The following is a 26,964-nucleotide window of genomic DNA, read 5'->3' as shown; positions in this document are numbered from 1 at the left end:
GAAAAGAGTCCAGCACGGTCGATCACGAATATATGCACAACTTCTATGACGGATCGCGGAATACTCAAGTCCACGTCATGAACTCCGCAGTCATCGTCGACGCCGTCCGGACACCGTTCGGGAAACGCGACGGGTCGTTCAGCGACACGCACCCGCAGGACCTAGCCGCCGAACCGCTCGAGGCTCTGCGCGAGCGCAACGGATTCGAGCCGGAGACGATCGAGGACGTCATCTACGGCTGTGTCACGCCCGTCGACGAACAGGGGCTGAACATCGGGCGGCTCGCGCCGATGGTCGCCGGCTGGGGCGATGTCGTCCCCGGCGTCCAGTTGAACCGAATGTGCGGGTCGGGCCAGCAGGCCGCGAACTTCGCCGCCGCGAACGTCATGGCCGGCCAGCACGACGTCCTCATCGCCGGCGGGGTCGAACACATGACCCGCGTGCCGATGGGGTCGGACGGCGACGCACCGACCGACACGTATTTCGAGTACTTCGACGAGCTGACCACGCAGGGCGAAGGGGCCGAACGCATCGCCGAGAACTACGGCCTCACGCGCTCGGAACTCGACGAGATCGCCGCCGACTCCCAACGGCGCTGGAAGCGGGCCTGGGACGAGGGCCGCTACGACGACCAGATCACGCCCGTCGAGACCGAACTCGACGGCGAGGAGATCGTCGTCGAACAGGACGAACACCCGCGGCCGGGCACGGACGAGGAAACGCTCGCCGAACTCCCGCTGTCGTTCCGCGAAGAAGGCGAGGGCGTTCACCACCCCGGCAACTCCTCGGGGATCGTCGACGGCTCCTGTGCGCTGTTGATCACCAGCGAGGCGGCCGCCGAAGAACACGGCTGGGAGCCGATGGCCCGCATCGTCCAGACCGAGGTCGTCGGCGTCGACCCCGTCACGATGCTTCGCGGCCCCATCCCGGCGACCGAGAACGTCCTCGAGAAAGCCGACATGGGCGTCGGCGATATCGATCTCTTCGAGGTCAACGAGGCCTTCGCCTCGGTCGTCGCGGCCTGGCTCGAGGAGACCGGCGCGTCCTGGGAGGACGTCAACGTCAACGGCGGGGCGATCGCCCACGGTCACCCGCTGGGCGCGACCGGCGCAATGTTGTTGACCAAACTGGCCCACGAACTCGAGCGCACCGGCCAGGACACCGCGCTTTCGACGATGTGTATCGGCTTCGGCCAGGGCGTCGCGACGATCCTCGAACGGGTCTGAGCGGACGACCGCCGTCGGGAGCCGACTGGAAGCGGGCATCGCTTCGGAACGCGTAGTCGATTCGCCACCCGTTCGTTGCCAATGTATGCGTTTCCTTACCTATAGCTTTACAATGCTGTATGCGGTTATGGGTGATATGGAGTACCACGACTCCGAGAAAGCAAAAGAGGTTGCGGGCCGCGTAGAGGACTTCATGGACGAAGTCGTCATTCCACGCGAGCGAGAGGCACTCGCGACGGGTGAGACGATCTCCATGGACGAGATCCACGAGATGTGGGAGATGGCCAAGGAGCGCGACCTGTTCGCGCCCCAGGTCCCCGAGGAGTACGGCGGGCAGGGACTGGACTTCAGCGACATGCTGCCGTCGTTCGAGCAGGTCGGCCGCTCGCTGATCGGCGCGATCGCGATCCGGGCCAACGCGCCCCAGGAAGGGAACATGCACACCCTCGAGATGGTCGGCACGGACGAGCAGAAAGAGGAGTACCTGCGCCCGCTCGTCCAGGGCGAGATCTCCACTGCCTTCGCGATGACCGAGCCCAAGGTGGGTGCCGGCTCGGACCCGAAGATGCTCCAGAGTACCGCCGTCAAGGACGGCGACGAGTGGGTCATCAACGGCCACAAGTGGTGGACCTCCGACGGGCTGGGTGCGGACTACTATCTGACGATGGTCCGGACCGATCTGGACGCCCATCCCTACGAGGGGGCCTCGATCATTCTCGTGCCGCGTGACGCCGACGGCGTCGAGGTCGTCCGCAACGTCGATCACCTGGGCGGCCACGGGATCACCGAGCGCGAGGGCGGGCACGCCGAGATGAAATTCGACAACGTCCGCGTCCCCGTCGAGAACACCCTCGGCGAGGAAGGCGACGGGTTCCGCATCGCCCAGATGCGCCTCGGCGGCGGTCGGCTCACCCACTGTATGCGCTACTCCGGAATGGCTCAGCGCTCGCTCGAGATCGCGAAGGCCTACCTTCAGGAACGGGAGGCCTTCGGCTCGAAACTCGAGGACAAGCAGGCGCTGCGCCACCGCATCGCCGACGCCGAAACCCGCCTGCACGCCGCGCGAACCATGGTTCGCCACGCCGCGCGGGAACTCGATCGCAGCGACGCGCGCATCGAGGTCGCGATGTCGAAGATGTTCACCGCGAACGTCACCAACGATACGATCGACCTCGCGCTGCAGTGTTGTGGCGGCAACGGGATCGGGAAGGACATCCCGATCGCACACTTCTACGAGAACGTCCGCGCGTTCCGTATCGTCGACGGGGCCGACGAAGTCCACCGTCGCTCGATCGCCCGCTGGGCGTTCGAGGACGTCGACGAGACCGAGATCGAGAACACCCTCCAGTTCGACGAAGAGCTGCGAAACGACGAACTCAAGGAGTAACGCTCGCCTCGAGTCCCCGGCCTCGCCGCCGGGTTTCACGTGCCCCATCGTCGCCGACTCGACGGCTGTCGCCGTCGGCCGGTTTTGTCGGGGCAGATTGCCATTGCCGAGCCGCTGGCCTGTCTGCCCGTGTAACCCCGTCGGCGAAATCGTGTCACCTGCACCCATAGATATTTACTCCTCGGTGGGAATAACGACACTATATGAGTGGAGATACCACATCACGCAAATCCGATAGCGCGGGGCTCGAGAACATCCGCAAGGCGTCGGATGCGGTCGAGAAGTCCACGGCGGGGATCGCCGTCGAGAAAACGATCGAACGCTGGCGGACGCTCGGTGCCATCGTCGTGCTGGCGATCACTAGCGTCTTGCTGTACCAGATCGACGGCTACCTTTCGATCGACTCGCAGGTGTTCGGCGGCATCACGCTCGCTCTTTTCGCCTACTTCCTCGTGACGCTGCGAACGGACATCCGGATGGAGTAACGCCGTCGGACGACGGCAGCTATTTCCCGTCCGCTACTGAATGACTCCCGCATGAACGCCGAGGCGGTCGCACCGTGATCGACTGGACGCTGGACGGGTTCCTCCCGACCCGGCGACAACCGGCCCCAAGAGTCGAAACTGCGGCCGACCGAGACGTGCTGCTCGCCCGCGTGGCGGCGGCGGCGATCGACCTGGTTCTCTGTTACGTCCTGCTCGAGTTCCCGCTGATCTACGCCGCGAGCGTGGTCCTCAGCGGGCCCTACGAGGCGCTGGGTGGGTACGTCGTCTTCCTGTCGCTGGTCGCGCTCTTGCCGCTCTATGTTACCTACTCCTTCGTCTGTGAGTGGCGCTACGGGCGGACGCCGGGGAAAGTCAACCGCGGCCTGCTGGTCGTCATGGCCGACGGTCGCGAGTGTACGCTCCGGGCAAGCGCCGTCCGAAACCTCTGTCGGTACGTCGATCTACTCGGCGTCCCGCCGCTGGTACTCGGGCTCGTCTCGGCGCTGGTGGCCGACGGCCGACGCGTCGGGGATCTCGCCGCCGGCACGATCGTCGTTCGCTCGACGGCACCGGCGGATCTCGAGACGGCGGTCGCTGCCGACGCGGACGCGAGCGCGGCCGCTCGAGCGAGCCGCGACGAAAAGAACTGACCGGAATCAGGCGATCCGTACGCCGGAGTCGTTGTCGTACAGCTGGATGTAGTCGTCCTCGAAGACGAGGCCGTACTCCCCACCGTTGCCCTCGAAGTCGGGATCGGTGACGACGACGATCTCGCCGAACTCGGTGTCGAAGAAGCTGTGGGTCGCATCGCCCAGCGGCTCGTCGAGCAGGTGCGTCGCCGGGATACCGGCGTCAGGATCGTCGCTGACCCGGATGTACTGTGGCCGGAGGCCGACGCGGACGTCCTCGCCGGCCCAGCCCTCGAGACCGTCGCGGGCGAGGGCGTACTCGTAGCCACCGACGTCGAGTTCGGCGGTCCCGTTGACCGCGCCGACGTTGCCCTCGAAGAACTGCGTCGACGGCTGGCCGATGAACTGGCTGACGAACTGCGAGGCCGGCTCGTCGTAGACCTCCTTCGGTGGAGCGACCTGTGCCAGTTCGCCGTCGTTGATCACGGCGACGCGGTCGGACATGGTCATCGCCTCCTCCTGGTCGTGGGTCACGTACAGCGTCGGACAGCCGATCTCGTCGGTCACCTTCTCGATGACCGGCCGCAGTTCGGCCTTGAGCTTCGCGTCCAAGTCCGACATCGGCTCGTCGAACAGGAAGATCTCCGGGTCCCGCACGAGCGATCGCCCGAGTGCGACGCGCTGTTGCTGGCCGCCCGAGAGATCCGCGGGCATCTTCTTTAACTGGTCCGTGATCTGGAGCAACTCGGCGGCCTCCTCGACGCGGGCCATGCGTTCCTCCCGGGAGAAGCCGGAGATCTTGAGCCCGTAGGCCATGTTCTCCTGAACGCTCATGTGGGGGTAGAGCGCGATGTCCTGGAACAGCAACGCGATGTTGCGTTCCTGAACCGGCTTCTGTGTTACGTCACGGTCGCCGAATTTGATCGTCCCGCTGGTCGGCTTGTTCAGCCCCGCGACACAGCGTAGGGTCGTGGTCTTGCCACAGCCCGAGGGGCCGACCAGCGTCACGAACTCGCCGTCCTCGATGGTGAGGTCGACGTCGTCGACGGCGACGATGCTGTTACCCGATTCGTTGTACACTTTCGTCAGGTTCCGGATCTCGATGTCTGGCATATGTTGGTATGTCTCGTGGTGTTAGTTGTAAAGGTGATGCACGCTCAGAGGGCTCTGACCTGGAACCCCTTCAGCAGGTAGCTCTGCATGAAGTAGGCAAACAGCAGCGGTGGCAGCGTCATGGCCAGCGAGATCGCCATCAGGTAGGCCTGCGGCAGGAACTGTGCCTGTCCCATCGCTCGGAGGATACCGGGCGCGAACGTCGTGGTATCGGTCTGGGGCAGGAGGATCTGCGCGAACGTGAAGTCGTTCCACGCGAGCGCGAAGGCAAACAGCGCCGCGGCGATGATCGCCGGTCGGCACTGCGGCACGACGACGTCACGAAAGCCCCGCCACCGCGACGCGCCGTCGACCCACGCGGCTTCCTCGTGGGCTTCCGGGATCGTCATGATGTACTTCCACATCAGCCAGACCGCGAAGGGCATCGAGATCGCCGAGAGGGCGATGATGAGCCCGAATCGGGTCCCGAGCAGGCCGATGTTCTGCCAGATCTGGTAGAGCGGGATCCCGATGACGATCGGGCTGAAGAGGTAGCCGATCAGGAGGATCCGCGCGAAGTTCTCCTTTTGCGGGAAGTCCAGTCGCGCGAGGCCATAGCCGGCGATCAGCGAGACGAGGACGACCGTCACGATGGTCCCGATAGCCACCACGACCGTGTTGAACATGTAGGTGTACATCTCCGGTTCGGTCAGGACGTTGAAGTTGTCCAGCGTGAAGATGTCCGGCGTGGGGAAGACGGTGACTGTGTCTTCGACCGTCTCGTACTCGGTAAAGGCCAACTGGGTCATCCAGTAGATCGGCCAGGCACCGACGAGGACGATGATCGCGGTGCTGACGACTTTCAGTGATTCGATAACACGCGTCTCGCGGTCGTATGAGAGGCCGAAGACGCCTCCCGGTGGTTCGCTTTGGCTCATGTCGTCGTCTCAACCTCCTCGCTGGGGTTGAAGAGTTTGAAGTAGATGATCGCCGACGCTAGCAGGAACAGGAACATGACCACGGCGATCGCGTTGGCGAGGCCGTAGGCCTGGTCCGTGTACACGGTCTTGTAGGCCAGCACGGGAAGCGTCGTCGTGGCGTTACCGGGGCCACCCTCAGTGAGCTGCCAGATGATGTCGAACTTGTTGAACATGAAGACCGAACGGAGCAGGACGACGACCGTCACGATCCCCATGAGACGCGGCAGCGTGATGTCGCGGAACATCTGCCAGCGGTTCGCGCCACAGACCTTCGCCGCCTCGTAGAACCGATCGGGAATCGCGCGCAACTGTGCGAGCGTGAAGATGGTGACGAAGACGGCGAACTTCCAGGTCCCGACAAGGATCAGCAGCCGCATCGCCCAGTCGCGCGAGCCCAGCGGGGCCTCCCGTCCGCCCCATAGGCCGAGCCACTCAGCGCCGATCATCTGGAAGACGCCGCCGGCCGGATCGAACACCCGCAGCGCCACCAGCGAGACGATGATCGTCGGGATCAGGTAGGCCGTAAAGACCACCGCAGTGAGCAGTTTCTGTCCGCGGGTGATGCGGTTCAGCACCAGCGCCATCCAGAGCCCGACGGCGAGCTGGAGGAGGGTACTGCCGACCATGTAGACGATCCCCCGCCACAGCGAGCCCCAGAACGTGGAGATGTTCAGGACCTCCCGGTAGTTCGCGAGGCCGGCCCACTGCCACTCCGGATTGAGCGTGTGGATCTCGTGTAACGATGCCCAGAACGCGAACGCGACTGGCAACACCGCGATGAGCAAGTACAGGACGACGACCGGAAGCACGGTCCCGATTCCCGCGACCGTCTCCCGCTTTACCGGCAGGTCGTCCCACGGAATGTACGCCCTGCCAGGCCGTATCGATTCTCCGGTTTCACTGGCCATATCTAGATTTCCTCTGCGTGCATGTATGTTAATCTCACGGTTGGCTATAAACGATTCCCTCCGGCGCTCACACGGCCGAAAGAGGGTCGGCTGTCCGGCACCGATTATCCGAACGTGTCCTGTGCCTCTGCGAAGGCGTCCTCGAGTTCCCCGTACCCCCAGTCGTAGGCCTCCTGTGGCGTCATCGAGTCGGTGACCACTCGGTTGATCATCTCGCCGTAGAACCACTGCCGTTGCATGTACAGTGACACCGGCGAAGAGGTGTTTGCCGCATCGACGCTGCCGTAGTGGTTGCCCCAGATCTCGTCCTGGACGTACTGGAGTTTTTCGAGCAAGTGGCCGTGATTCTCGAAGATGTCCTGGTTCTGGAACGCGTCCGATTCCAGCACGTCGGAGTAGGTCGGCAGGAACCGACCGGGGTCCGTCTCGTAGAAGCTCACGGTGCGCTCCATGCTATCGGCGTAGAGCCACTCGAACCACTCCTTGGCGTCGCCCGGCCGCTCGGAGTTCGCGAAGATGTGGTAGCCGTCAGGGGCCGGCGAGGACAGCCAGTTCTCGCTCGGATCGACGCCGTCCTGCATCGGGTACGGGATGATCTCGGTGTTCTCGGCGACCGAACGCAGCCCGTCGCTGTCGTTGGCCTCGGCGGCCTGTGCGGTGACGCCGATCGGCCACGCGTTGAGGTGGTAACACTGGGCGTATTCACCCTGTACCCAGCTGCTGAGCGAGCTGGCCCAGCCGATATTGGTCGGATCCGGCGAGTACTGTGAGAGTTCGTCCACGTACTCCAGTACCTCGATTACCGTGTCTTCGGGCCACCAGATCTCGAGTTCGTCGCGGGCGTCCGGGTCCTTCCAACGGAGACCGATGCCGGAGATGCCCGCGCTCGCGAGCAGGACGAGCATTTCGTCTTGACTCTTGCCGGTCTTCGCCCCGGCTAGCCCGTAGCCGCGCATACCCTCGAGATCACCGCCGGCGTCGTCGATCACCTCGGCGTTCTCGAGGACGTCGCTGAACGTCTCGGGCTCGTCCAGTCCGAGTTCGTCGTAGACGTCCTGGCGGTACTGGAAGTTCGAGACGTAGACGCCGTGGGGGATCTGATAGATGTCGTCTCCCTCACCGAGGAATGCGCCGCCAGCATTCAGTTCCCCGTTTACCTCCTCGATCGACGAGACGACGTCGTTGACGGTCTCGAGCTGGTCCGTCTCCCAGATGTCGGCCACCTGGTCGAACGTAGACGTGTTCGCTTCCGGCGGATTGCCCGACTGAATCAGCTGGGAGAGCCGCGACTCCTGACTCCCGGACATCCCCGCTTCCTCGATGGAGACCGGGATGTCGGTCTCGTCCTCGAACTGGGGCTCGAGGTCGTCCCAGACCGATTGCCACGCGTCGTTGTAGTAGTCCGTCAGGAATTGGACGTCGTCGTCACCGCCACCGCCACCGAGACAACCGGCCATTGCCCCCGCGAGTCCTACACCTGCACCCGTAAGCACCCGTCGCCTGTTGATGGAATCCCGTGTCATTGGTTCACAATCACTCTTGTCCACTGCTAACATCCTGCTACTCCCATATAAACGTTCATGTTTTTTCCACCAGTTTACTCGGAGGATTCACCCGAAGCACCTCCGTTAGCCGTCCTGACGGAGAGTTATCATAATATCTCGTATAGGTATAAAACGTGGACGCGGACAGGTCACGGGGGCGGGCGGCCGACGTTCAGGCGGGGAAACACCCGGTCATGGCCGGTCATTGCGGGCCGACGGTTTCGGACACCCAGCCGGTCGCGCCGTCCGGCTTCGGGCCGTCCTCCTCGGGGATCTGGAGGGTCCCGTCCCCATCGCGGGCCCGGACGATCACCTCGTGGCGCCCGCCGGCCCCGTACTCGTGTCGCCACTGCCGCCAGACGTCATCGCCGGGCAGGGGCTCGGAGAGGTCGGCCTCGGTCCAGGTGTCGCCGCCGTCGGTCGACACCTCGACGGCCTCGATCCCCCTGGTGCCGGCGTAGGCGTGCCCGGCGACCTCGTACCGGCCGCCGTCGAAGCGATTGACCCGCCAGAGCTTGGCGACCGTCTCGACCGGCCCGGTGCCGTGCCAGCCGCGGTGTTCCCAGTAGCCCATGGTGTCCTCGTCCCGGACCTCGATCTCGGTCAACCACTTCACGTTGATCTCGCCCCAGTGGCCCGGAACGAGCGCGCGCAACGGTGCCCCGTGTGCCCGGGGCAGCGGCCGCCCGTTCATCCGATAGGCCAACAGCCCCGGCCACAGCGCGTCGATCGGGAACTCGTTGTAGTAGTCGTCGGCACCGTGCAGGATGACACGATCGCCCGACGGCTCCGCTGCCTCGAGCAGGTCGGCGACGGGCACGCCGCTCCAGAGGGCGGTGTCCATCTGACGGCCGTTGAGTCGATCGCCGACACACCGCAGCGTGACGAAGCGGTCTTCCAGCGCCATCGCCTCGATGTCGGCGAAGTCGTACTCCTGCTCCTCGGCGACCGCCCCCGTGATCGAAAGCGACCACTCGTCGCGGTCGACGGCGGGGTCGACGTTGCCGATGTCGACCTGATAGAAGTCCGTACTGACGAGCGGCTCGAGGCCCTCGACTGCGAGCGATTGCTCTTTCGCGCGCGTCAGCGATTCCCGGACCGCGGGGCGGGCGTCCTCGGGGATCTCGAGGGGCGAGGGGAACGACTCCTCGCCGGTACCGTGGACGAAGACGGCGAGCGCGCTCACGCCGATCGCCGTCCCGAGGGAGCCGAGGACGCGTCGCCGCTCGAGCGAGCCGAGTGGGCGATCCGTACCGGCGGCGAGGACGGTCGCCACGGCGGCCACGAGCAGGACGATCCCCACGCCGGCGGCGGTGCCAAGCGCCGACGGCCGGGACCGCGTGAGTCCGAACGCGAGCGCCGACGGCAGGGCCTGCCCGAGGAGGACGCCGACGACGGCTTTCCCACGTCCCCGGTCCAGTAGCCCGGCGGCGGGACCGCGTCCCAGCAGGAGCGCCACCCCGGGGAGGGCGGCCAGTCCGAACGCGAGACAGGCCACCGCGATGGCCAGCAGAAACGCCAGCTGATGCCCGAGCGTCCCGAGTTGCGTGATCGCGAAGGTGATGAGCGCGTCGGGGCTGAGCGCGACGACGAGGCGGTCGAACGGCGTCGCGACGAACGCCGGCCGCCGGCCGACGGCCAGATACGATCCCGCGACGCCGGCCAGTCCCGCAGCGAGCGCCACCGCGACCGCCGGCAGCCACGGCCGGACCCGAACGACCGCACTCCGTACGCGTGAACCCACCATGGTAACATGTAGCAATACGCCTGCCCGAACATGAAAGCTTCGCGCACGTGAGTAGGGGTTCGAGTCGGTCGAGTCGGAACCCCCAGCGACCTCAGTCCGCTTTCACGCCCGTCCGCGAGACGTCGGGGTTGCGAAGCAGCGGCAGCGAGACGATCGTCAGGCAACTCAAGACGAGCGCCGCACAGAGGACGTAGGTCAACTGGTAGCCGAACCAGAGGTCCACCGCGGGGATGGCGACGAGCGGGCCGAGACTGAGCCCGACGTCGCCCATCACCTGATAGACGCCGCCCATCCGCCCGAGTTCGTCGCCGGGCGTGAGATCGCCCATGATCGCGAGCAACGCGGGCGCGGCCGACCCCATCCCCGCACCGACGAGGACGATCGCCCCGAGCAGCGCCTCGATGGTCGGCACGTAGGCGATCACCAGAAAGCCCGCGCCCATCGCGAGAAAGGCCGGCACCGTCAGCAGCGTCCGATCGCTGACCATGTCCGAGATCCAGCCGGTCACGATCGTCATGGACCCCGAGGTGATCACGCCCAGTCCCATCACGATCCCGCTGATGCCGGCCGCGCCCAGCGCCGACAGCTCGAGGCCGTAGTCGCTGGCGTAGCGGGCCAGCGTCGAGAGGATGATCCCGCCCCAGAGAAAGCGGACGGCGAAGTTGCCGTAGCCGATCAGGACGACGGTCGGGTTGGCCGCGAGCAGGGCGGGGACCTCCCGGAGCTTGGCGGCTCTGCCCCCGTCGGCACCGCCGTGGACGTCGGGCAGGACGAGCGTCGCGACGGTGCCGGCGACCAGCGCGAGGACGCCCGCCGTGAGAAAGGCGGTCTGCATGCTGGCCAGGTCGGTCAACAGGCCGCCGACGACGAGGCCGGTGGGAAAGCCCAGCGACTGCCCGCCGCGCATGTAGCCGACCCAGCGGCCGCGGTTGTCCGCCGTGGTGACGTAGGTGATCGTCGCGAACGCGCCGATGAAGACGAACGCGCTGCCGATCCCCCAGAACAGCCGCGCCAGCACGAAGACCAGCCCCGGCAGCGACACGTCGCCAAGCAGGGGGAGCGTCCCGAGGTGGGTCGGCGGCGTCTTGAGCCCGACGACGTAGCCGAAGGGGGCGAGCGCCTGCGTGAACAGCCCGAAGATCATCGGCGTCCGCGCGCCGTACTGGTCGATGATCGTCCCGGCGGGCGTGTTCATGAACAGCCGCCCGATCCGGTTGGCCGAGAGGATCACGCTCAGCATGACCGCGGAGATGACGAGCTTCTCGTCGAGCAACGGCAGCGTCGGGAACGCGACCCCGGTCGCGACGCCGCCGAAGAAAACCCCCGCGATAACCGCGAGCGCGATCGTCCGGATCTCCCCCGTCGAGTAGGTGGCCTCCTCAGACATGCTGGCAGTGGTCGACGACTCGAGCGCCCGTGTGTAAGGGACTCACGATTCGAGCCCGCGGTCCGCGACGATCTCGTCGCGTAACTTCGTCTTGCGGATCTTCCCGCTGCCGGTCTTCGGGAGGTCCGAGCGCACCTCGACGATGCGGGGGTGTTTGTAGGGCGCGAGTTCGTCGAGGACGTACGACTCGACGTCCTCGGCGGAGATCTCGGCTCCCTCGGCGGGCGTGATCGCGGCGGCGACGGTCTCGCCCCGGCGCTCGTCGGGGACGCCGAAGACCGCGGCCTCGTGGATCTCAGGATGGTCGTACAGCAGGTCCTCGATCTCGCGTGGATAGACGTTGTAGCCGCCGGTCAGGATCATCTCCTTCTCGCGACCCCTGATGTAGTAGTAGTTGTCCTCGTCGCGGGTCCCGATGTCGCCGGTCCGGAAGAAGCCGTCCTCGGTGAAGACGTCCTCGTTCGCTTCGGGGTTCTTGTAGTAGCCTTTCATCACCTGCGAGCCGGCGATGAGGATCTCGCCTTCCTCGCCGGGCTCGACCTCCTCGCCGTCCTCGTCGACGACCTTCGAGCGGGTGTGACCCACCGGTTGGCCGACGCTGCCGGGCCGGTTGCCGAGCGACGACCACCGGATGGTGTGGCTCGTCGCGGTCGTCTCGGTCAGCCCGTACCCCTCGGTGAGGGGCACGTCGAGTGCCTCCTCGAACCCCTCCCGGGTCGGCTGCGGGAGCTTGTCGCCGCCTTGCCCTGCTCGGACGAGCGTCGACAGGTCGTACTCGTCGGGATCGTAGGCCTCGAGCAGGTCGACGAACATCGCGGCGACGCCGACGAAGGCCGGGATGTCGTGTTCGTCGAGTTTCTCGAGGACGAGTTCGGGGTCCCACTGATCGGGCCGCAGCAGGTGCAGCGTCCGGCCGGCACACAGCGAGGACATCATGCCGACCATCCCCGTGATGTGGTACATCGGCAGGACGATGATGCCGTCGCCCTTGATCGGGCCGGCGCTGTAGCTCGAGACGGCCTGAGCGACCTGGACCCGGAAGTTGCGGTGGGTCAGCAGGACGCCCTTCGGTTTCCCGGTCGTCCCCGAGGTGTAGGGCTGGAGGAGGACGTCCTCGTCCTCGCGGTCGACGACCGCCGCCTCGGTATCGGTACCCAGTTCAGGCAGGGAGGGGTGGTCGCTGCCGGCCGTCGCGCTGACGATGTCGGTCTCGAGGTCGGCGACGGCCTCGCGGACGTACTCGTCGGCCGACCCCTCCACGAGGACCGCCTCGGCGTCGGCGTGGTCGAGCTGGTATTCGATCTCGCGGCGGCGGTACTCGGGGTTCAGCGGGCTGGCGATGATCCCGGCGTGACAGCAGGCCCAGACGACGGTACAGAAGTCGATCCCGTTGGGCATGTAGACGCCGACGCGGTCGCCGGCCGCGAGGCCGAGTTCCCGCAGACCGTCGGCAAAGCGTGCGACGCGGTCGCCGAACTCACGGTAGGTGATGGTCTCGCCAGCGTGTTCGATCGCGATCGTGTCGGGATGCTCCGCGACCGCTCGCTCGAGGAGGTTGGCGACGTTGCCGTCGTAGGGCGGCTCCATGAGCGTCTCCGCGGAAACGATATCGAGTTCCATGTTTCACCCGATTTGTCGTTCGACCTGAAAAGTATATGGGTACTGGTAACACGGTTCGTGTTTCGGCCCCGTCTCGCACGGTCGGGCGTCGGCTCCGAGGCCACCGTGAACTCGAGTCGGGCGCTCGCGGCGACGCGTCGTTACTCGCCGAGGCGAGGGATGCCCTTGATCTCGATGGTTTCGCCGACCATGTACGATGAGGCGGGGCTGGCGAGGAACTGCGCGAGGTCGGCGACTTCCTCGGGTTTGCCGATGGTACGATCCGGCGAGGTGCGGGCGATTTCGTCGGCGTCGTCCTCGACCCCCATCTGGGTACGGACGCCCTCCGTGGCGACGAGTCCGGGTGCGATGCAGTTGACCCAGATCCCGTCCTCGGCCCAGTCGGCCGCCGACGATGTGGTGAAGTTGACGACGCCGGCCTTGGCCGCGCCGTAGTGGCTCATCGTCTTCGAGCCGCGGGTGCCCGCGACGCTGGCGAAGTTGACGATCCGGCCGCCGCCGTTGTCCCGCATGTACTCGACGGCGAGTTGCGAGCAGTGGAAGGTGCCGTGGAGATTGATGTCGACGATGGTCTTCCAGCCGTTCTCGCTGATCTCCGAGGGTGGGGCCTGGAAGCTCGCCCCCGCGTTGTTGATCAAGATGTCGAGCCCGCCGAACGTCTCGACCGTCTCGTCGATCAGGTCCCCGACCGCGTCGCGGTCGGTCACGTCGCACTCGATCGCGATCGCTTCGCCCGGCCGCTCGCTCTCGTTGATGTCGTCGGCGACCGGCTGGACGTTATCGATGTCCCGCGAGGTGACGACCACGTTCGCGCCGTCGTCGGCGAATCGCTCGACGATGGTTTTCCCGATCCCGCTCGAGGAGCCGGTGACGATCGCGGTCTCACCGTCGACGCTGAACTGGTCGACCGTCATCGGTCGCCCTCCACGATGTGTGTTCGTTCTACTGACCGGTCTCCATACCCGAGTGTGACAGTCACTGCCATGATCGTATGCGGGTTCATCGACCGTCGGTATAAGCTATTCGACCGGTCCCCACGAAGGGCGTCCGAGAGGGGTACTGTTATGTCAGTCGTCCGCAAACCATGGCGGCAATGAAGCGCGGACACAGCACCGAGGCGCGACGCGACGCGACGATCGACCAGCCCGCGACGACCGGAGGAGCCACGGAGGACCACGATGCCGAATAAGCCTATCGAGGAACTCGAGGCGATGGTCGGCGACACCACGGTCACGGCCGAGGCGTTCCGGATCGAGCCGGGCAAAGTCGAGGAGTTCGCGCGGGCGATCACCGCCGAGGATCCCGTCTTCCGCGACGAGTCGGTCGCCGCCGAGCGGGGCCACGATCGCGTTCCCGCGCCGCTGACCTACTCGCAGGTCGCCCGATTCCCGCGATACACCCCCGCCGACGTCGACGGCAAGGGCTTCGACCTCGCCTTCCAGCCGGAGTACGTCATCCACGGCGAACAGGCCCACGAGTACGAACGCCCCGTCTACGTCGGCGACGTCCTCGAGGGGACGACCACCCTTGCCGACGTCTTCCAGCGCGAAGGGGGTCGGGCGGGGACGATGACCTTCGCCGTCCTCGAGACCGAGTACCGAACCCCGGAGGGCGAACTCGTCCTGACCGACCGCTCGACGGCGATCGAAACCGAGGGCGCGATCGACGACGGCGGCGACGAGAGTGCGGCCGAGGACTCCGCGAGCGACGGCGAGCCGGCCGAACCCGACGGCGGCACCGCCGAAGCGGACCCCACGACGCCCTCGCCGACCGTCGACGAGTTCGAGCGCGTCCGGACCGTCGACGGCCTCGAGCCCGGCGACGCCGGCCCGACGGTCGTCGTCGAGGACCTCGAGCGCCAGCACTTCGTCAAATACGCCGGGGCAAGCGGCGACTTCAACCCGATCCACTACGACGAACCGTACGCGACCGGGGCGGGCAACGAGAGCGTCTTCGGCCAGGGGATGTTCACCGCCGGCGTCACCTCGCGGGTCGTCGCCAACTGGTTCGATCTGCGGGACGTGACGAGCTTCGACGTCCGGTTCCAGTCCCGCGTGTTCCCCGGCGACACCGTCGTCGCGAGCGGCGAGGTCGCCGAGGTCGATCCCGACGCCGGCACGGTCGAGGCGGCACTCGAGGCCCGGACAACCGAGGGCGAGACGCTGCTGACCGGGACGGCGACGGCCAACCTCGAGTAAAAAGACGCGTTCGGACCGTTACTCCGGTACGAACACCGGAATCGCGGCTTCCTCTGAGACCTGCCAGAACGCCACCCCGACGGCCGCGCCGATCTCGAGGTCGTCGGGATCGGCGTCGAGCAGGGCGAGCAGGCGTGGTCCCTCGGCGAGGTCGATCGCGCCGACGACGTAGGGCGTTCGCTCGCCGAAGCCGGGTTCGCCGGGGACGTGACAGATGGTGTAGGTATAGATCGTGCCGACGCCCTCGCTTTCCTCGAACGGCGGGTCCTCGGCCCCGCAGGCGGTACAGACCGCCCGCGGGTACAGTTGGCGGTGGCCGCACTCACATTCCTGATAGCGCAGTTCGCCCTCAAGCGTTCCGTCCCAGAACGGGACCGTCGCGCCGGTCGGGACCGGCACCGGCCCCTCCCAGTCCTCGCGGCGGTCCTCGACGCGTCCCGTCATGATTCCCTCCGAAGGACGACGGTGCTACTCGAGGAGAGTAAGCCGCCGGTACCGTGAGCGACCGCCACCTCGGCGTCGTCGACCTGGCGGTCGCCCTCGTAGTCGCCCCGGAGCTGCCGGGCGGCCTCGATGAGGACGAAAACCCCGAAGTGACCGGGGTGACAGTACGAGAGGCCGCCGCCCTGCGTGTTCATCGGTAACTCGCCGCCCGGCGCGGTGGTGCCGCCCGAGACGAACTCGCCGCCTTCGCCCTTCTCGCAGAAGCCCAGATCCTCGAGGGTCACGAGGGCGGTGTAGGTAAACGAGTCGTAAATCTCGGCGACGTCGACGTCGTCGTGGGTAATCCCGGCTTGGTCGAACGCCTTCGGGCCGGTCACCGCGGCCCCGGTGGTCGTCATGTCGGGCATCTCGCTGATGTCCTGACGGTGAGTACTCGTCGAGGCGACGCCCGCGACGGCGATCTCCGGGACGCCAAGTTCCGCGGCCTTTGCCTCGCTGACGAGGACGACCGCGCCCCCGCCGTCCGAGACGAGACAGCAGTCCAGCAGGTTGAACGGCTCGGCGATCTCCCGGGACTCGAGGACGTCGTCGACGGTGATCGGCTCGCGCTGGGCCGCCTTGGGGTTCATCGCGGCCCACTCGCGGGTCGCGACGGCGACCTCCGCGAGCTGTTCCTCGGTGGTGCCGTACTCGTGCATGTGCCGGCGCGCGGCCATCGCGTAGGCCCCCGGCGGGCGGAAGAGACCGGTCGGCCGGACGAAGCCGTCGATCGGGTGGGTCTCCTCGAGCGACTGGTCCCTGCCGGGGCCGGTCTTGCTCGTCGAGCCGTAGGCGACGACCACCACGTCGGCCTCGTCGCGGGCCATCGCGTCGCGGACGTGGCCACAGAAGTGTTCGAACGACGAGCCGCCGATCTCGGTCCCCTCGAGAAACGAGGGTGCGTCGAGGTCGAGGTACTCGGACAGTACCAGTGCGGGCATGTAGTCGTTGCCGCCCGCGACCGCGACGCCGTCGACGTCCGCTAGCTGGCAGCCGGCGTCCTCGAGGGCTCGCACTGTCGCGATCGCAGCGTTGTCCAGCCAGTTCCGGTCGGGCGTCTCGCCGAGGTCGCTCTCGGCGACGCCCGCGAGAATCGGTTCAGCCACGGGTGTCCCTCCGTCGTACCGGTCGTATCATCGTCTCCCGATATCTCGACCGAACGCAAATAAGTTGTGGTAGAAGATACCACAGGTCGTGGGCCATCGAGTCACACAGCAGTGGGACCCCGCCGTCGTCGGCTACCGAGAGATACTATTTTATACCATTCCGTGATATCGTGTGACATGGATTTGGCAAGCGTTAGCGAGAGTGCAAGGGAAGGGAACGTCGCGCGGCTCCACGACGAGACGGCTCGGCTACACGGCGACGCGCAGGCGATCGAGTACCACGGGCAGACACTGACCCACGACGACCTCAGGGCCGAGAGCGCACGCTTCGCCGGCGGTCTGGCCGACCTCGGGCTCGAGCCGGGCGACGTCATGCTCCAGTACCTGCCGAACTGCCCGCCGTACCTGATCGGCGCGCTGGGCGCGTTCAAGGCCGGCGTGATCGTCTCGCCGGTCAACCCTCAGTACCGCAAACGCGAGCTGACCTACCAGCTCGAGGACACCGAGGCCGCGGCCGTTCTCACCCACAAGGCCCTCGAACCCCACCTCGAGGAGGCACTCGAGGCGATCGACTGGGATCCGATCGTCATCGCCGTCGATAGCGACACCGACGACGATGGCGTCCACGCCTTCGACGACGTCCGCGGCGAAGAGCGGTTCGTCGAGCGGGCCGACGACGACGTGGCGCTGCTGCCGTACACGTCGGGGACGACCGGGAAACCGAAGGGCGTTCAACTCACCCACCGGAACTTCCGCGCCCAGACGTTCTCCGTCCTCGCACAGGAGCAGACCCTCGAGGGCGAGGCCGTCAAGAGCCTCGTCTGGCTGCCGCTCTATCACATCACCGGCTTCACGCACACCGCCTGGCAGCCCCTCGTCCGCGGCGGGAGCGTCTATCTGCGCAGCGCGGCCAACTGGGACGGCGACGCCGCGATGCGGTTGATCGAGGAAGAAGGAATCACCCACTACGTCGGCGTCACCGCGATGTACGTCGACATGATCAACAGCGACGACTTCGGCGAGTACGACCTCACCAGCCTCGAGTCGGCCGGCGAGGGTGGTGCGAAGATGTCCGTCGCGGTCCAGGAGGAGTTCGAGGAGACCGCGGGCGTCGAGATGGCCGAAGGGTACGGGCTGACCGAGACCAACGGCGCGACCCACTCCCAGCGCAACTCGACGTTCGGCCTGCGCCACGGGACGATCGGACAGCCGACCCGCATGACCGAGGCCAAGATCGTCGACTCGAGCGGGGAGACGGTCGGGATCGGCGAGGAGGGGGAACTCCTCGTTCGGGGCCCACAGGTAATGAAGGGGTACCACGGGATGCCGGAGGCGACCGAGCGGGCCTTCACCGAGGACGGCTTCTTCCGGACCGGCGACATCGCTCGACGGGACGCGGACAACTACTACGAGATCGTCGACCGGAAAAAGCACATGATCAACTCGGCCGGCTACAACATCTACCCCAGCGAACTCGAGGAGTTGCTGGCCGAACACGAGGCCGTCGCCGAGGGCGCTGTGGTCGGGATTCCCGACGAACGACGCAACGAGGTGCCGAAGGCATACGTCGTCACCGCACCGGGCGTCGAGCCCGGCGAAGATATCACGAGCGAGGAGATCACGGAGTACTTCCTCGACAACGTCGCCTCCTACAAACACCCCCGCGAGGTCGAGTTCATCGAGGAACTGCCCCGGACGACCTCGGGGAAGATCCAGAAGTACAAACTCGAGGACGGCGAGGGGACGGAGGACCGGTAACTCGTGCGCGTCGTCGTCTCCCCGCACGTCCTCGCGGGCGGCGGGCCGCTGGTCACCGCCGAGATCCGCGAGCGTCGGCCGGGGATCGACCTCGAGTACGTCGAGGACGAGGCCGACCTCCCGGCGGCGGTCGCCGATGCCGAGGTCCTCGTCACCCACCGGCTCCCCGACGAGGTTCTCGAGGCGGCCGCCGACCTCGAGTGGGTACAGGCACTGAGCGCCGGGACCGACCGCTTCGATCGCGACGCGCTGGCCGACCGCGGCGTGGCGCTGACGAACGTCTCGGGAATCCACGCGAAGCCGATCGGCCAGCAGGTCCTGGGGTATCTGTTGCACTTCGAGCGCGGGTTCGACCGCGCGATCGCCCAGCAGGACGACCGCGAGTGGGAGCGCTACATGGGCGGCGAACTCGGCGACCGAACCGTCGGGATCGTCGGCGTCGGCGCGATCGGCTCGAACGTGGCCGACTACTGCCGGACCTTCGAAGCCCGCGTGATCGGGACGAAGCGGGACCCGACCGACGCGCCCGAGAGCGTCGACGAGGTTTACGGTCCCGACGGCCTCGAGTCCGTCCTCGCCGAGAGCGACTACCTCGTGGTCGCCTGTCCGCTGACCGACGAGACGCGGGGGCTGCTCGACGACGAGGCGCTCGCGACACTCCCGGACGACGCCGTGTTGGTCAACATCGCTCGGGGGCAGGTCGTCGATCAGTCAGCGCTCGTCAAGGCGCTCGCGGCCGGGGACCTCGGCGGCGCGGCGCTTGACGTTTTCGAGGAGGAACCCCTCCCCGAGGAATCGCCGCTGTGGGACCGCGACGACGTCCTCGTGACGCCGCATATGGCCGGCAGCACGCCCCACTACTGGGAGCGCTGTGCCGACGTCTTCCTCCGGAACTACGATCGGTTCCGCGACGGCGAGGCGCTCGAGAACCGCGTCGTCTGATTTTTCCACTCCGCTCGCGGCTGCACCCGTCCATAGATTGAAGGGTCGACCCGTCGACCATCGGGTATGTCAGACCTTCGCATCGACGCGATGGTGCCGAAGCTGGCGAACGATTCGGGCGAGGCCGCCGCCCGCGCCGAGGAACTCGGGTTCGACGGCGTCTGGACCCCCGAGATGGACAACGACGCGTTCCTGCCGCACCCGGTGATCGCCAACCGAACCGAGGAGATCCAGCAGGGGACGCGAATCGCACTCTCGTTCACCCGCAGCCCGATGGCGCTCGCCTACACCGCCTGGGACCTCGCACAGTACACCGACGGCCGGTTCGTCCTCGGCCTCGGCACGCAGGTCAAAGGCCACAACGAACGCCGCTTCAGCATCGACTGGGAGTCGCCCGGCCCGCGACTGCGCGAGGTCGTCGAGTCGTTGCGTCACATCTTCGACGTATTCCAGGGCGAGGCCGACCTCGACTACGAGGGCGACCACTACTCGTTCTCGCTCATGACGGACAACTTCAATCCGGGGCCGATCGACCATCCCGACGTCCCGATCTACATCGCCGGTGTCAACGAGTACAACATCCGACTCGCGGGCGAACTCTGCGACGGACTGGACATGCACGTCTTCAATACCCCCGGCTACACCGACGACGTCATCGCGCCGACCGTCGCCGAGGGGGCCGATCGCGGGGAGCGGTCCCTCGAGGACGTCGCCCTCTCCGCGAGTCCGTTCGTCGTGACGGGCGAGACCGAGGACGAACGCGAGCAGTCTCGCCGGGAGGTGCGCCGGCGAATCGCCTTCTACGGCAGCACCCGGACCTATCACGACGTCCTCGAACACCACGGCTGGAAGTCCGTCGGCGAGGAGTTACACGAACTCTCCAAAGACGGCGAGTGGGAGGAGATGGCCGACCTCGTGACCGACGAGATGGTGTCGACGTTCGCGATCGAAGCGCCGCCCGAAGAACTACTCGCGGAGGCGCGGGCGGTCTACGGCGGGATCGCCGACCGAGTCGTCCTCCCGCTCGATCACGGGGAAGCCTTCCTGAACGAGTAGTAGCGAGCGCCGTCGCGGTCCTCGTACTCGATTCTGCCCCGCCCCTCGAGCGTACCGAGCGCCCCGAGCGTATCGAGCAACTGGGCGGGATGCCGGACCTCGCCGCTGCGATGCCGGGTGATCTCCAGGGGCGTCGCCGGTCCGACGGCGCTGACCGCCTCGAGGGTTTCGGCCGTGAGCGACTCCAGGGCCGACCGCGTGTTCTCGATGGCGCCCTCGTAGTCGGTAAAGACCGGACCGTGCCCGGGGAAGACCCGATCGACCGCGCGGCCCTCGAGCCGCTCCATCGCGCGGTGGAAGTCGTCGACGGCGTCGTAGGCACCGTAGTCGAGGCCGACGTTGATCGCGCCCGGACGGAACGGTTCGATGAGCGCGTCCCCCGAGAAGAGGACGCGCTCGCCGTTGACCTCGGTCGCCAGACTGGCGTGGTGAACCTGGTGGCCGGGCGTGTGGATCGGGTCGAACGCCCGTCCCGCGACGGTGACCGGCTCGTCGAACGCGAACGGCACTGCCGCCTCTGGCTCGAGCAGCCGGCGATTGCGCTCGAGCGACGACTTCGCGCGTTCGGTCTCGCGTTCGATGGCCTCGCCGTGGTAGCCGGCCGACCGGCCGATCTCGCGGATCCCCGCCGCGAGGTCGGCCGGATCGCGCTCGAGTTGCTCGAGGACGGGCCGGGGCGCGTAGACGGTCGCACCGGCCTCGCGCAACAGCGGGACCTGCCCGATGTGATCGCTGTGGGGATGCGTGACGACCACCGCAGCGACGTCCTCGAGGTCGTACCCCGCCGCCGCCAGCCCGTCGCGGATCGTCGCCTCGGCGCGCGCTTCGGGGTCCCCGGTGTCGATCAGGATCGGTTCGGGCTCCTCGATGAGGTAGGCCGCGGCGTGTTTCGGCGGCCACTCGATGTCGAAGTCGATGCGCGACACCTGCCCCGTGGCGGCGCTTGCGCCCCGCTCCGTCGACTCACCCATCTCAGATGAGTTCGCGAGCGATCGTCCGTTTCTGGATCTCGTCGGTCCCCTCGAAGATGCGGAAGACCCGCGCCGAGCGGTAGTTGCGTTCGATCGGGAGGTCCTTCATGAAGCCGGCCCCGCCGTGGACCTGCATCGCGATGTCGGCGGCGTCGTTGGCCAGTTTCGCGCCACGGAGCTTCGCCATCGACTCCTCTTTCCGAGCGCGCTCGCCGTTGTCCATCTTCCAGGCGGCGTAGCGGTAGAGCTGGCGGACCTGTTCGATGTCGGTCGCGAGTTCGGCCAGCTGGAAGGAGATCCCCTGTCGGTGGCCGATCTTTTTCTCGAACGTCTCCCGTTCCCGGGCGTACTCGACCGACATGTCGAGCAGGAACTGCGCCGTCCCGACGGAGCCGGCAGCGATGTTGATCCGGCCGCCGCCGATCCAGTCCATCGCGGACTGGAACCCCTTGTCAACCTCGCCCAGCACCTGCTCCTCGCCGACGCGACAGTCGTTGAAGTACAACTCCGAGTGCGTTCCGGGGGTCATCCCCATCGCGCGGTGGATCTTGCCCACCTCGAAGCCCGGGTTGTCCTTGTCGACGAGGAAGCAGGTGATCCCGCCCAGATCGCCGTCCTCTCCGCTCGTGCGAGCGAACACCATCGCGAAGTCGGCGTACGGTCCGTTCGTGATGTAACACTTCTGCCCGCTGATGACCCACTCGTCGCCGTCTTTCTCCGCAGTGGTATCCATGTAGTGCGCGTCGCTGCCGTGGCCCGGCTCTGTCAGCGCGAAACAGGTCGTGATCTCGCCGTCCATCAGCGGCTCGAGGTACTCCTCGCGCTGTCGGTCGTCACAGGCGAGCAGGATGGGCGTCGGACCGCCCGCACCGCCGAAGATCGAGCTGTGGAAGCCCGGCGGCCGATTGGACATGTGTTCGCCGACGATGGCGCGAGTGAGGATGTCGACATCGCCGCCGCCGACCTCCTCGGGCATCGTCATGCCGTAGAAGCCCGCCTCGACGGATTTCTGACGGATCTCCTCGACGATATTGCGGTACTCGGGGACCTGCCGATGCTCGTCGTCGACGATCTCCTTCTCGTAGTCCGCGCCGAGGAACTCGTCGTACTCGTTCTCGAGCGGGGCGACCTCCTGATCGATGAACTCGTCGAGTGCCTTCTTGATCTGGACGGCTTCGGACGGTTCGCTGAAGTCCATAATCTACGTCACATGACGCCCTACATAAACGTTACCATGACACTCGTTTTCAGTCGACATGCAGTGGGCCGATCGCCGTGAATCCGCCGGTTCGGGCCCAAAACCGCGTCGGTTCGGAGCCGAATCGATTTTTTCGCCCGTAACTGGCGTTCAGCAGAGCGGAACAGTTTTGGCTCCCATCGTTGAACGTGGTGTATGACAACACCGGGCGTAGATGGAGGGAATCGGGTCGAAGCGGTGGTGAAGACCCTCGATATTCTCGAGGCACTGTGGCAGGCCGAAGGGGCCGGCGTCACCGAACTCACCGAGCGAACGGGGGTGGCAAAGAGTACGGTACACGCCCATCTGACGACGCTGCGGTCGAAAGGATACGTCGTCCAGGACGGCGACGAATACCGGCTAAGCCTCCGGTTTCTCTCCTTCGGGGAACACGTCAAACACGCCGAGCCGCTGTACGAGGCCGCCGACGCGCCGATCGACGAACTGTCGGCGCAGGTCGGCGAGCGAGTCCTCTGTTCGACACACCAGAACGGGCTCGGGACGGTCATCAACGTCAGCGAGGGGACTCGTTCCTTTACCAGCGACATCGATGTCGGCACGCACACCTATCTCCACAGTTCGGCCGGCGGCAAGGCGATGCTCGCTCACTTTCCCGAGGAGCGCGTCGAAGACGTGATCGAACAGTGGGGGCTCCCGGCATTTTCCGAAAACACGATTACCGACCGAGAGACGCTCTACGACGAACTCGACGCGATCCGGGAGGACGGCGTCGCGTACAACAACGGGGAGTACCTCCGGGGAATCAGCGCGATCGGCGCTCCGATCTTGGGCAACGACGGCACCGTCTACGGGGCGGTCACCGTCGCCGGCCCACAACACCGCCTCGAGAACGAGTGGGAGGAAAACGACCTGCGTGACCGGTTGCTGTCGACGGCGAACACGATCGAAGTGAACGTGATGTTCTCGTAGCCGTTCAGTCAGGCCGAACGCAGCAGTACAGAGCGAGACGAACGCCGGTTGGAACCCAGCAACCGTGGACGGGCACGAAAAGCGGTCGTTCCCCAAGGGATTTACAGCCATACGGTTGTAATAGGACATCGGTGGTCGGCCGGTGGTCGCCGCGGCCCCGCCGGCGTTCGATAGGCAGTCGCCGGCCGACGAGCGACCGGGGCGCCGGTCCCATCGAGTGGTGTTCGAAACCCTATCTAACGGAGTACAAAGTATACTATTTTACTGATAGAACTTCCTCCTCGAGCGATTGGTTCGAAAATCCGGTATCGTCCGTGGGTCGTTCCAAATAGTTCCAAATCGAACGAATGGTGTCCTTTAGCCTGACTACTCGGAAACGAGACGGGGCAATCGGCTCGGACGGCGTTCCAGCCCCTATTCGTCGCTACCGCTACACTGTTCGTACGTATTCCCACAGTCAACAACGGTTTTCGGGCAGGATCGTATAGCCGCTGTGGCATCGATCCGGGAGAGAACCGAGCGGCCGCGGACCGATCCATCAAAGTTATAAATAAAATAGTGGTTTCGAATGGTGTCGACTATCCAGTATTTGTTGACGGGACTGGCCGGACTCACCGCGAGTGGCCGGTCGGACTCGAGCAAGGGATTACACTGTTTTCGTGACGGAGAGTTCCGATGAACATCGGCAGAGTACTGCCGGCAAATTATGAACGAATTTATGTAGCGGCCGTCCGATACGGACGGTATGCGACTCGAAGACAAGACAGTAGTTATCACAGGTGCGGCGTCGGGGATCGGTCGGTCGACCGCCAAGCGGTGTGCCGAGGAAGGGGCACGCGTCATCGTCACGGACGTCGATATCGAGGGCGGAGAGGAGACCGTCGAGCGAATCGAGGCGGCCGGCGGCGAGGCGGAGTTCGCCGAACTCGACGTCACCGACAGCGAGGGGTTCCACGACGTCGTCGACACCGTGGCCGAGGAGTACGGCATCGACGTCATGGTCAACAACGCCGGCACCGGCCATCCCGGCGGGAACCTCGAGGACCTCGACGACGAGACCCGGGACTTCGTGATCGATATCAACATCAAGGGCGTCTGGAACGGCTGTTCGGCCGCGCTGCCCCACATGAAAGACCAGGGCCACGGCTCGATCGTCAACGTCGGTTCGCTGGCGAGCATTCTCGGGCTCCCCAAGCAGGCGGCCTACTCGACGACCAAGGCCGCCGTATTGAACATGACTCGGACGGTCGCGGCCGAGGCCGGCCCCTACGGCGTCCGCGCCAACGCCGTCTGTCCCGGCTTCACCGAGACACAGATGCTCGAGGGCTTTCTCGCACAGCAGGACGACCCGGAGGTAGCCAGAGCGGAGATGATCGAGGACTACCCGCTCAAGCGACTGGGCGAGCCCGAGGAGATCGCGAACGCCATCCTCTTTCTTGCCAGCGACGAGGCCTCGTTCGTCAGCGGCCACGGGCTGGTCGTCGACGGCGGATTCTCGACGTGCTAACGGCGTTCCGTGAGTACGGCGACCCCGTGTCGTCGTTCGGAACCGCTGCAAGCCGGTGAATCGAAACGCCCAATTCGCCGTTCTGAATTGCGTAACCACGTGACAGGATACGACGCAGTGCTATTCGACAGCGACGGGATACTCGTCGAGCCGCCGGCGTCCGAAACCCAACTCGAGGCGACGCAGGCTGCATTTCGGGAAGCGGGCGTCGACGACGTCGCCCCCGATCACCTCGACGACATCGTGAGCGGCGTGACCGTCGAAGTCCGACACGACATCTGTACCGACTACGACCTCGAGCCGACGACGTTCTGGGAAGCCCGCGAACGCCACGACGAACGCTCCCAGTTCGCGGCGTTCAGGGCCGGTACTCGAGACCGATACGACGACGTGGCGACGATCGCGGACCTTCCACAGGACCGAGGCGTCGTGAGCAACAACCACCACAGTACGATCGAATTCGTCCTGGATGCGTTCGATCTCGACTCGCTGTTCGAGACCTATTACGGTCGCCCGAAGACGATCGAGAGCCTGCAGGTGAAGAAGCCGGATCCCCACTTCCTCGAGCGGGCTCTCGCCGATCTCGAGGCCGACTCGGCACTCTACGTCGGCGACAGCGAACACGACGTGATCGCGGCCCACCGCGCTGGCATCGACTCCGCGTTCGTCCGTCGCCGGCACTGTCGCGACGACGAACTCTCGGTCACGCCGACGTACGATATCGAGACGCTGTCGGCGCTCCCGGCTATCGTGGACGGTTGAGCGCCGATCCGATCACCGCTCGGCGGGGATGGCCACGCTTGCGAGCTGATCGCCCGCGGTCACCGTCGCCTCGCGCGTGAGCGCATAGAGAAGTCCGCCTCGTTCCGTTCGGGCCTCCTGAAGCGCGTCGTAGGTCGTCGGGTCGTATACCGTCCCGATCGGCTCACCCTCGGCGATCTCGTCGCCGACGGCGAGCCCGGGCGTCGGCCGGAAGAGGCCGGCGGCGTCGGCGGAGACCTGCCCGAGGTGGTTGCGGGCGATCCGCTGGTCGCGCTCGGGAACCGTGCCGGGGAGCAACTCGAGGGAGCGACAGACGGCCAACAGCCCCGTCACGCCTGTCTCGACGACGTCTTCGAGGATCTGTTTGTTGTGGGCGAGTTCCGGCGTGATCGACGGGATACCTGCCTCGGCGGCGGCGACCCGAAGCTTCCCCTCGAAACCGCGTCGATGCCACTCGTCGGGGGCGTCTTCGCCGGCCCCCTCGGCCAGCAGGAGATCGGTGCCGAACGCCGCCGCGAGACCGCGGGAGCGCTCGTCGCCCTCGCGATAGACGACGTGGGGTAGCATGTCGGGACTCCCCGTATGGAGGTCGACGACGGCGTCAGCCGCCGTGACGTACTCCCAGAGGCGGGCGGCCAGCCGCTGGTGGAGGCTGCCCTCGGCGTCGCCCGGCCAGATCCGGTTCATGTTCGGGTGGACGCTGTCGAGTTGCTCCGGCGTCGTATACGAGACCCGGTCGAACGTTAGCGGGTTCGCGACGGGGACGGCGATCACGGTTCCGGACAGCGACTCGAGGGGAAGTCGCTCGTGGAACCGCCGGAGGACTTCGGTGCCGTTGATCTCGCGACCGTGCTGGGCCGCCTGCACGTACAGCGTCGGCCCCGGCTCCGCGCCGCGATAGGTGTGGACGGTGGTCGTCAGTGCCACGCCCGACGGGAGCCGCGCGAGCGTCACCCGTTCCGCCGTGTGTGCGCCGTCAGTCATATCGGTCGTTCCACGGCCGACGGTA

Annotated in this window: 24 protein-coding genes; 11 read left to right on the top strand and 13 right to left on the bottom strand. The window is 66.1% G+C overall.

What is annotated here, in order from left to right; all coding sequences use genetic code 11:
* The first annotated feature begins 77 nt into the window (after positions 1–77).
* From ACSBP4_RS02610 to ACSBP4_RS02595, 4 genes are all read left to right on the top strand, one after another.
* Positions 78–1,226 (top strand): thiolase family protein, encoded by a 1,149-nt coding sequence (locus tag ACSBP4_RS02610; RefSeq protein WP_049905777.1) that lies wholly within the window; start codon positions 78–80, stop codon positions 1,224–1,226.
* 136 nt (positions 1,227–1,362) lie between these two features.
* A complete protein-coding gene (locus ACSBP4_RS02605; RefSeq protein WP_435551286.1) occupies positions 1,363–2,613 on the top strand; it encodes an acyl-CoA dehydrogenase family protein in 1,251 nt (416 codons plus the stop codon).
* Between the two features lie 203 nt (positions 2,614–2,816).
* Positions 2,817–3,098: a hypothetical protein gene (locus tag ACSBP4_RS02600; RefSeq protein ID WP_006182789.1), complete on the top strand. Its 282-nt coding sequence runs from the start codon at positions 2,817–2,819 to the stop codon at positions 3,096–3,098.
* 74 nt (positions 3,099–3,172) lie between these two features.
* On the top strand, positions 3,173–3,748 hold the full coding sequence (locus ACSBP4_RS02595) for an RDD family protein (RefSeq protein ID WP_435551285.1): 576 nt from the start codon (positions 3,173–3,175) through the stop codon (positions 3,746–3,748).
* A gap of 6 nt (positions 3,749–3,754) precedes the next feature.
* Here ACSBP4_RS02595 and ACSBP4_RS02590 read toward each other — a convergent pair whose 3' ends face one another.
* The 8 genes from ACSBP4_RS02590 to ACSBP4_RS02555 form a co-directional block, all read right to left on the bottom strand.
* Positions 3,755–4,840, bottom strand: coding sequence for an ABC transporter ATP-binding protein (locus ACSBP4_RS02590; RefSeq protein WP_006182791.1), 1,086 nt, complete (start codon positions 4,838–4,840; stop codon positions 3,755–3,757).
* 44 nt (positions 4,841–4,884) lie between these two features.
* Complete coding sequence (locus ACSBP4_RS02585) at positions 4,885–5,757, bottom strand: carbohydrate ABC transporter permease (protein ID WP_006649852.1); 873 nt, start codon at positions 5,755–5,757, stop codon at positions 4,885–4,887.
* Complete coding sequence (locus ACSBP4_RS02580) at positions 5,754–6,707, bottom strand: carbohydrate ABC transporter permease (protein WP_006649851.1); 954 nt, start codon at positions 6,705–6,707, stop codon at positions 5,754–5,756. Before ACSBP4_RS02580 ends, ACSBP4_RS02585 begins: the two co-directional genes overlap by 4 nt.
* Positions 6,708–6,811: 104 nt before the next feature.
* Positions 6,812–8,230 (bottom strand): ABC transporter substrate-binding protein, encoded by a 1,419-nt coding sequence (locus tag ACSBP4_RS02575; protein ID WP_233274332.1) that lies wholly within the window; start codon positions 8,228–8,230, stop codon positions 6,812–6,814.
* A 223-nt stretch (positions 8,231–8,453) separates the two neighbouring features.
* The gene (locus ACSBP4_RS02570; RefSeq protein WP_435551284.1) at positions 8,454–9,998 is read right to left on the bottom strand and encodes a molybdopterin-dependent oxidoreductase; all 1,545 of its coding nucleotides are present in this window, start codon (positions 9,996–9,998) and stop codon (positions 8,454–8,456) included.
* 91 nt (positions 9,999–10,089) lie between these two features.
* The gene (locus ACSBP4_RS02565; protein ID WP_435551283.1) at positions 10,090–11,385 is read right to left on the bottom strand and encodes an MFS transporter; all 1,296 of its coding nucleotides are present in this window, start codon (positions 11,383–11,385) and stop codon (positions 10,090–10,092) included.
* 42 nt (positions 11,386–11,427) lie between these two features.
* Positions 11,428–13,005: a class I adenylate-forming enzyme family protein gene (locus tag ACSBP4_RS02560; protein WP_435551282.1), complete on the bottom strand. Its 1,578-nt coding sequence runs from the start codon at positions 13,003–13,005 to the stop codon at positions 11,428–11,430.
* A gap of 140 nt (positions 13,006–13,145) precedes the next feature.
* Positions 13,146–13,919 carry an SDR family NAD(P)-dependent oxidoreductase gene (locus tag ACSBP4_RS02555; RefSeq protein WP_049965493.1) on the bottom strand — a complete coding sequence of 258 codons (774 nt, stop codon included), beginning with the start codon at positions 13,917–13,919 and terminating at the stop codon, positions 13,146–13,148.
* A 264-nt stretch (positions 13,920–14,183) separates the two neighbouring features.
* On the opposite strand from ACSBP4_RS02555, the gene ACSBP4_RS02550 reads away from it, so the two are divergent.
* Positions 14,184–15,203 (top strand): FAS1-like dehydratase domain-containing protein, encoded by a 1,020-nt coding sequence (locus tag ACSBP4_RS02550; protein ID WP_435551281.1) that lies wholly within the window; start codon positions 14,184–14,186, stop codon positions 15,201–15,203.
* Between the two features lie 18 nt (positions 15,204–15,221).
* Here ACSBP4_RS02550 and ACSBP4_RS02545 read toward each other — a convergent pair whose 3' ends face one another.
* Both ACSBP4_RS02545 and ACSBP4_RS02540 read right to left on the bottom strand, forming a co-directional pair.
* The gene (locus ACSBP4_RS02545; protein WP_435551280.1) at positions 15,222–15,647 is read right to left on the bottom strand and encodes a Zn-ribbon domain-containing OB-fold protein; all 426 of its coding nucleotides are present in this window, start codon (positions 15,645–15,647) and stop codon (positions 15,222–15,224) included.
* A complete protein-coding gene (locus ACSBP4_RS02540) occupies positions 15,644–16,792 on the bottom strand; it encodes an acetyl-CoA acetyltransferase (protein WP_435551279.1) in 1,149 nt (382 codons plus the stop codon). The genes ACSBP4_RS02545 and ACSBP4_RS02540 overlap by 4 nt, the downstream gene beginning before the upstream one ends.
* Positions 16,793–16,969: 177 nt before the next feature.
* Between ACSBP4_RS02540 and ACSBP4_RS02535 the strand changes: the two genes are divergently transcribed.
* From ACSBP4_RS02535 to ACSBP4_RS02525, 3 genes are all read left to right on the top strand, one after another.
* Positions 16,970–18,550 carry a class I adenylate-forming enzyme family protein gene (locus ACSBP4_RS02535; protein WP_049965489.1) on the top strand — a complete coding sequence of 527 codons (1,581 nt, stop codon included), beginning with the start codon at positions 16,970–16,972 and terminating at the stop codon, positions 18,548–18,550.
* Positions 18,551–18,553: 3 nt separating this feature from the next.
* Positions 18,554–19,492: a D-2-hydroxyacid dehydrogenase gene (locus ACSBP4_RS02530; protein WP_435551278.1), complete on the top strand. Its 939-nt coding sequence runs from the start codon at positions 18,554–18,556 to the stop codon at positions 19,490–19,492.
* 66 nt (positions 19,493–19,558) lie between these two features.
* Complete coding sequence (locus tag ACSBP4_RS02525; RefSeq protein ID WP_435551277.1) at positions 19,559–20,548, top strand: TIGR03617 family F420-dependent LLM class oxidoreductase; 990 nt, start codon at positions 19,559–19,561, stop codon at positions 20,546–20,548.
* On the opposite strand, the gene ACSBP4_RS02520 is transcribed toward ACSBP4_RS02525, so the two are convergent.
* Positions 20,521–21,519: an MBL fold metallo-hydrolase gene (locus ACSBP4_RS02520; protein WP_435551276.1), complete on the bottom strand. Its 999-nt coding sequence runs from the start codon at positions 21,517–21,519 to the stop codon at positions 20,521–20,523. The genes ACSBP4_RS02525 and ACSBP4_RS02520 overlap by 28 nt on opposite strands.
* A 1-nt stretch (position 21,520) precedes the next feature.
* Entirely contained in the window at positions 21,521–22,717 is a 1,197-nt protein-coding gene (locus tag ACSBP4_RS02515) for an acyl-CoA dehydrogenase family protein (protein WP_006649838.1), read from the bottom strand.
* Between the two features lie 195 nt (positions 22,718–22,912).
* Between ACSBP4_RS02515 and ACSBP4_RS02510 the strand changes: the two genes are divergently transcribed.
* The 3 genes from ACSBP4_RS02510 to ACSBP4_RS02500 all read left to right on the top strand — a co-directional run bounded on the left by ACSBP4_RS02510 (position 22,913) and on the right by ACSBP4_RS02500 (position 25,955).
* The gene (locus tag ACSBP4_RS02510; RefSeq protein ID WP_049965485.1) at positions 22,913–23,686 is read left to right on the top strand and encodes an IclR family transcriptional regulator; all 774 of its coding nucleotides are present in this window, start codon (positions 22,913–22,915) and stop codon (positions 23,684–23,686) included.
* Positions 23,687–24,431: 745 nt separating this feature from the next.
* Positions 24,432–25,193, top strand: coding sequence for an SDR family NAD(P)-dependent oxidoreductase (locus tag ACSBP4_RS02505; protein WP_049965577.1), 762 nt, complete (start codon positions 24,432–24,434; stop codon positions 25,191–25,193).
* A 99-nt stretch (positions 25,194–25,292) separates the two neighbouring features.
* Entirely contained in the window at positions 25,293–25,955 is a 663-nt protein-coding gene (locus ACSBP4_RS02500; protein WP_435551275.1) for an HAD family hydrolase, read from the top strand.
* A 12-nt stretch (positions 25,956–25,967) separates the two neighbouring features.
* Here ACSBP4_RS02500 and ACSBP4_RS02495 read toward each other — a convergent pair whose 3' ends face one another.
* On the bottom strand, positions 25,968–26,939 hold the full coding sequence (locus ACSBP4_RS02495) for a succinylglutamate desuccinylase/aspartoacylase family protein (protein ID WP_435551274.1): 972 nt from the start codon (positions 26,937–26,939) through the stop codon (positions 25,968–25,970).
* Positions 26,940–26,964 lie beyond the last annotated feature (25 nt).

This window comes from Natrinema sp. CGMCC1.2065 (assembly GCF_051225675.1).
GTDB lineage: Archaea > Halobacteriota > Halobacteria > Halobacteriales > Natrialbaceae > Natrinema > Natrinema thermotolerans.
This window is presented reverse-complemented; position numbering and strand designations above follow the sequence as displayed.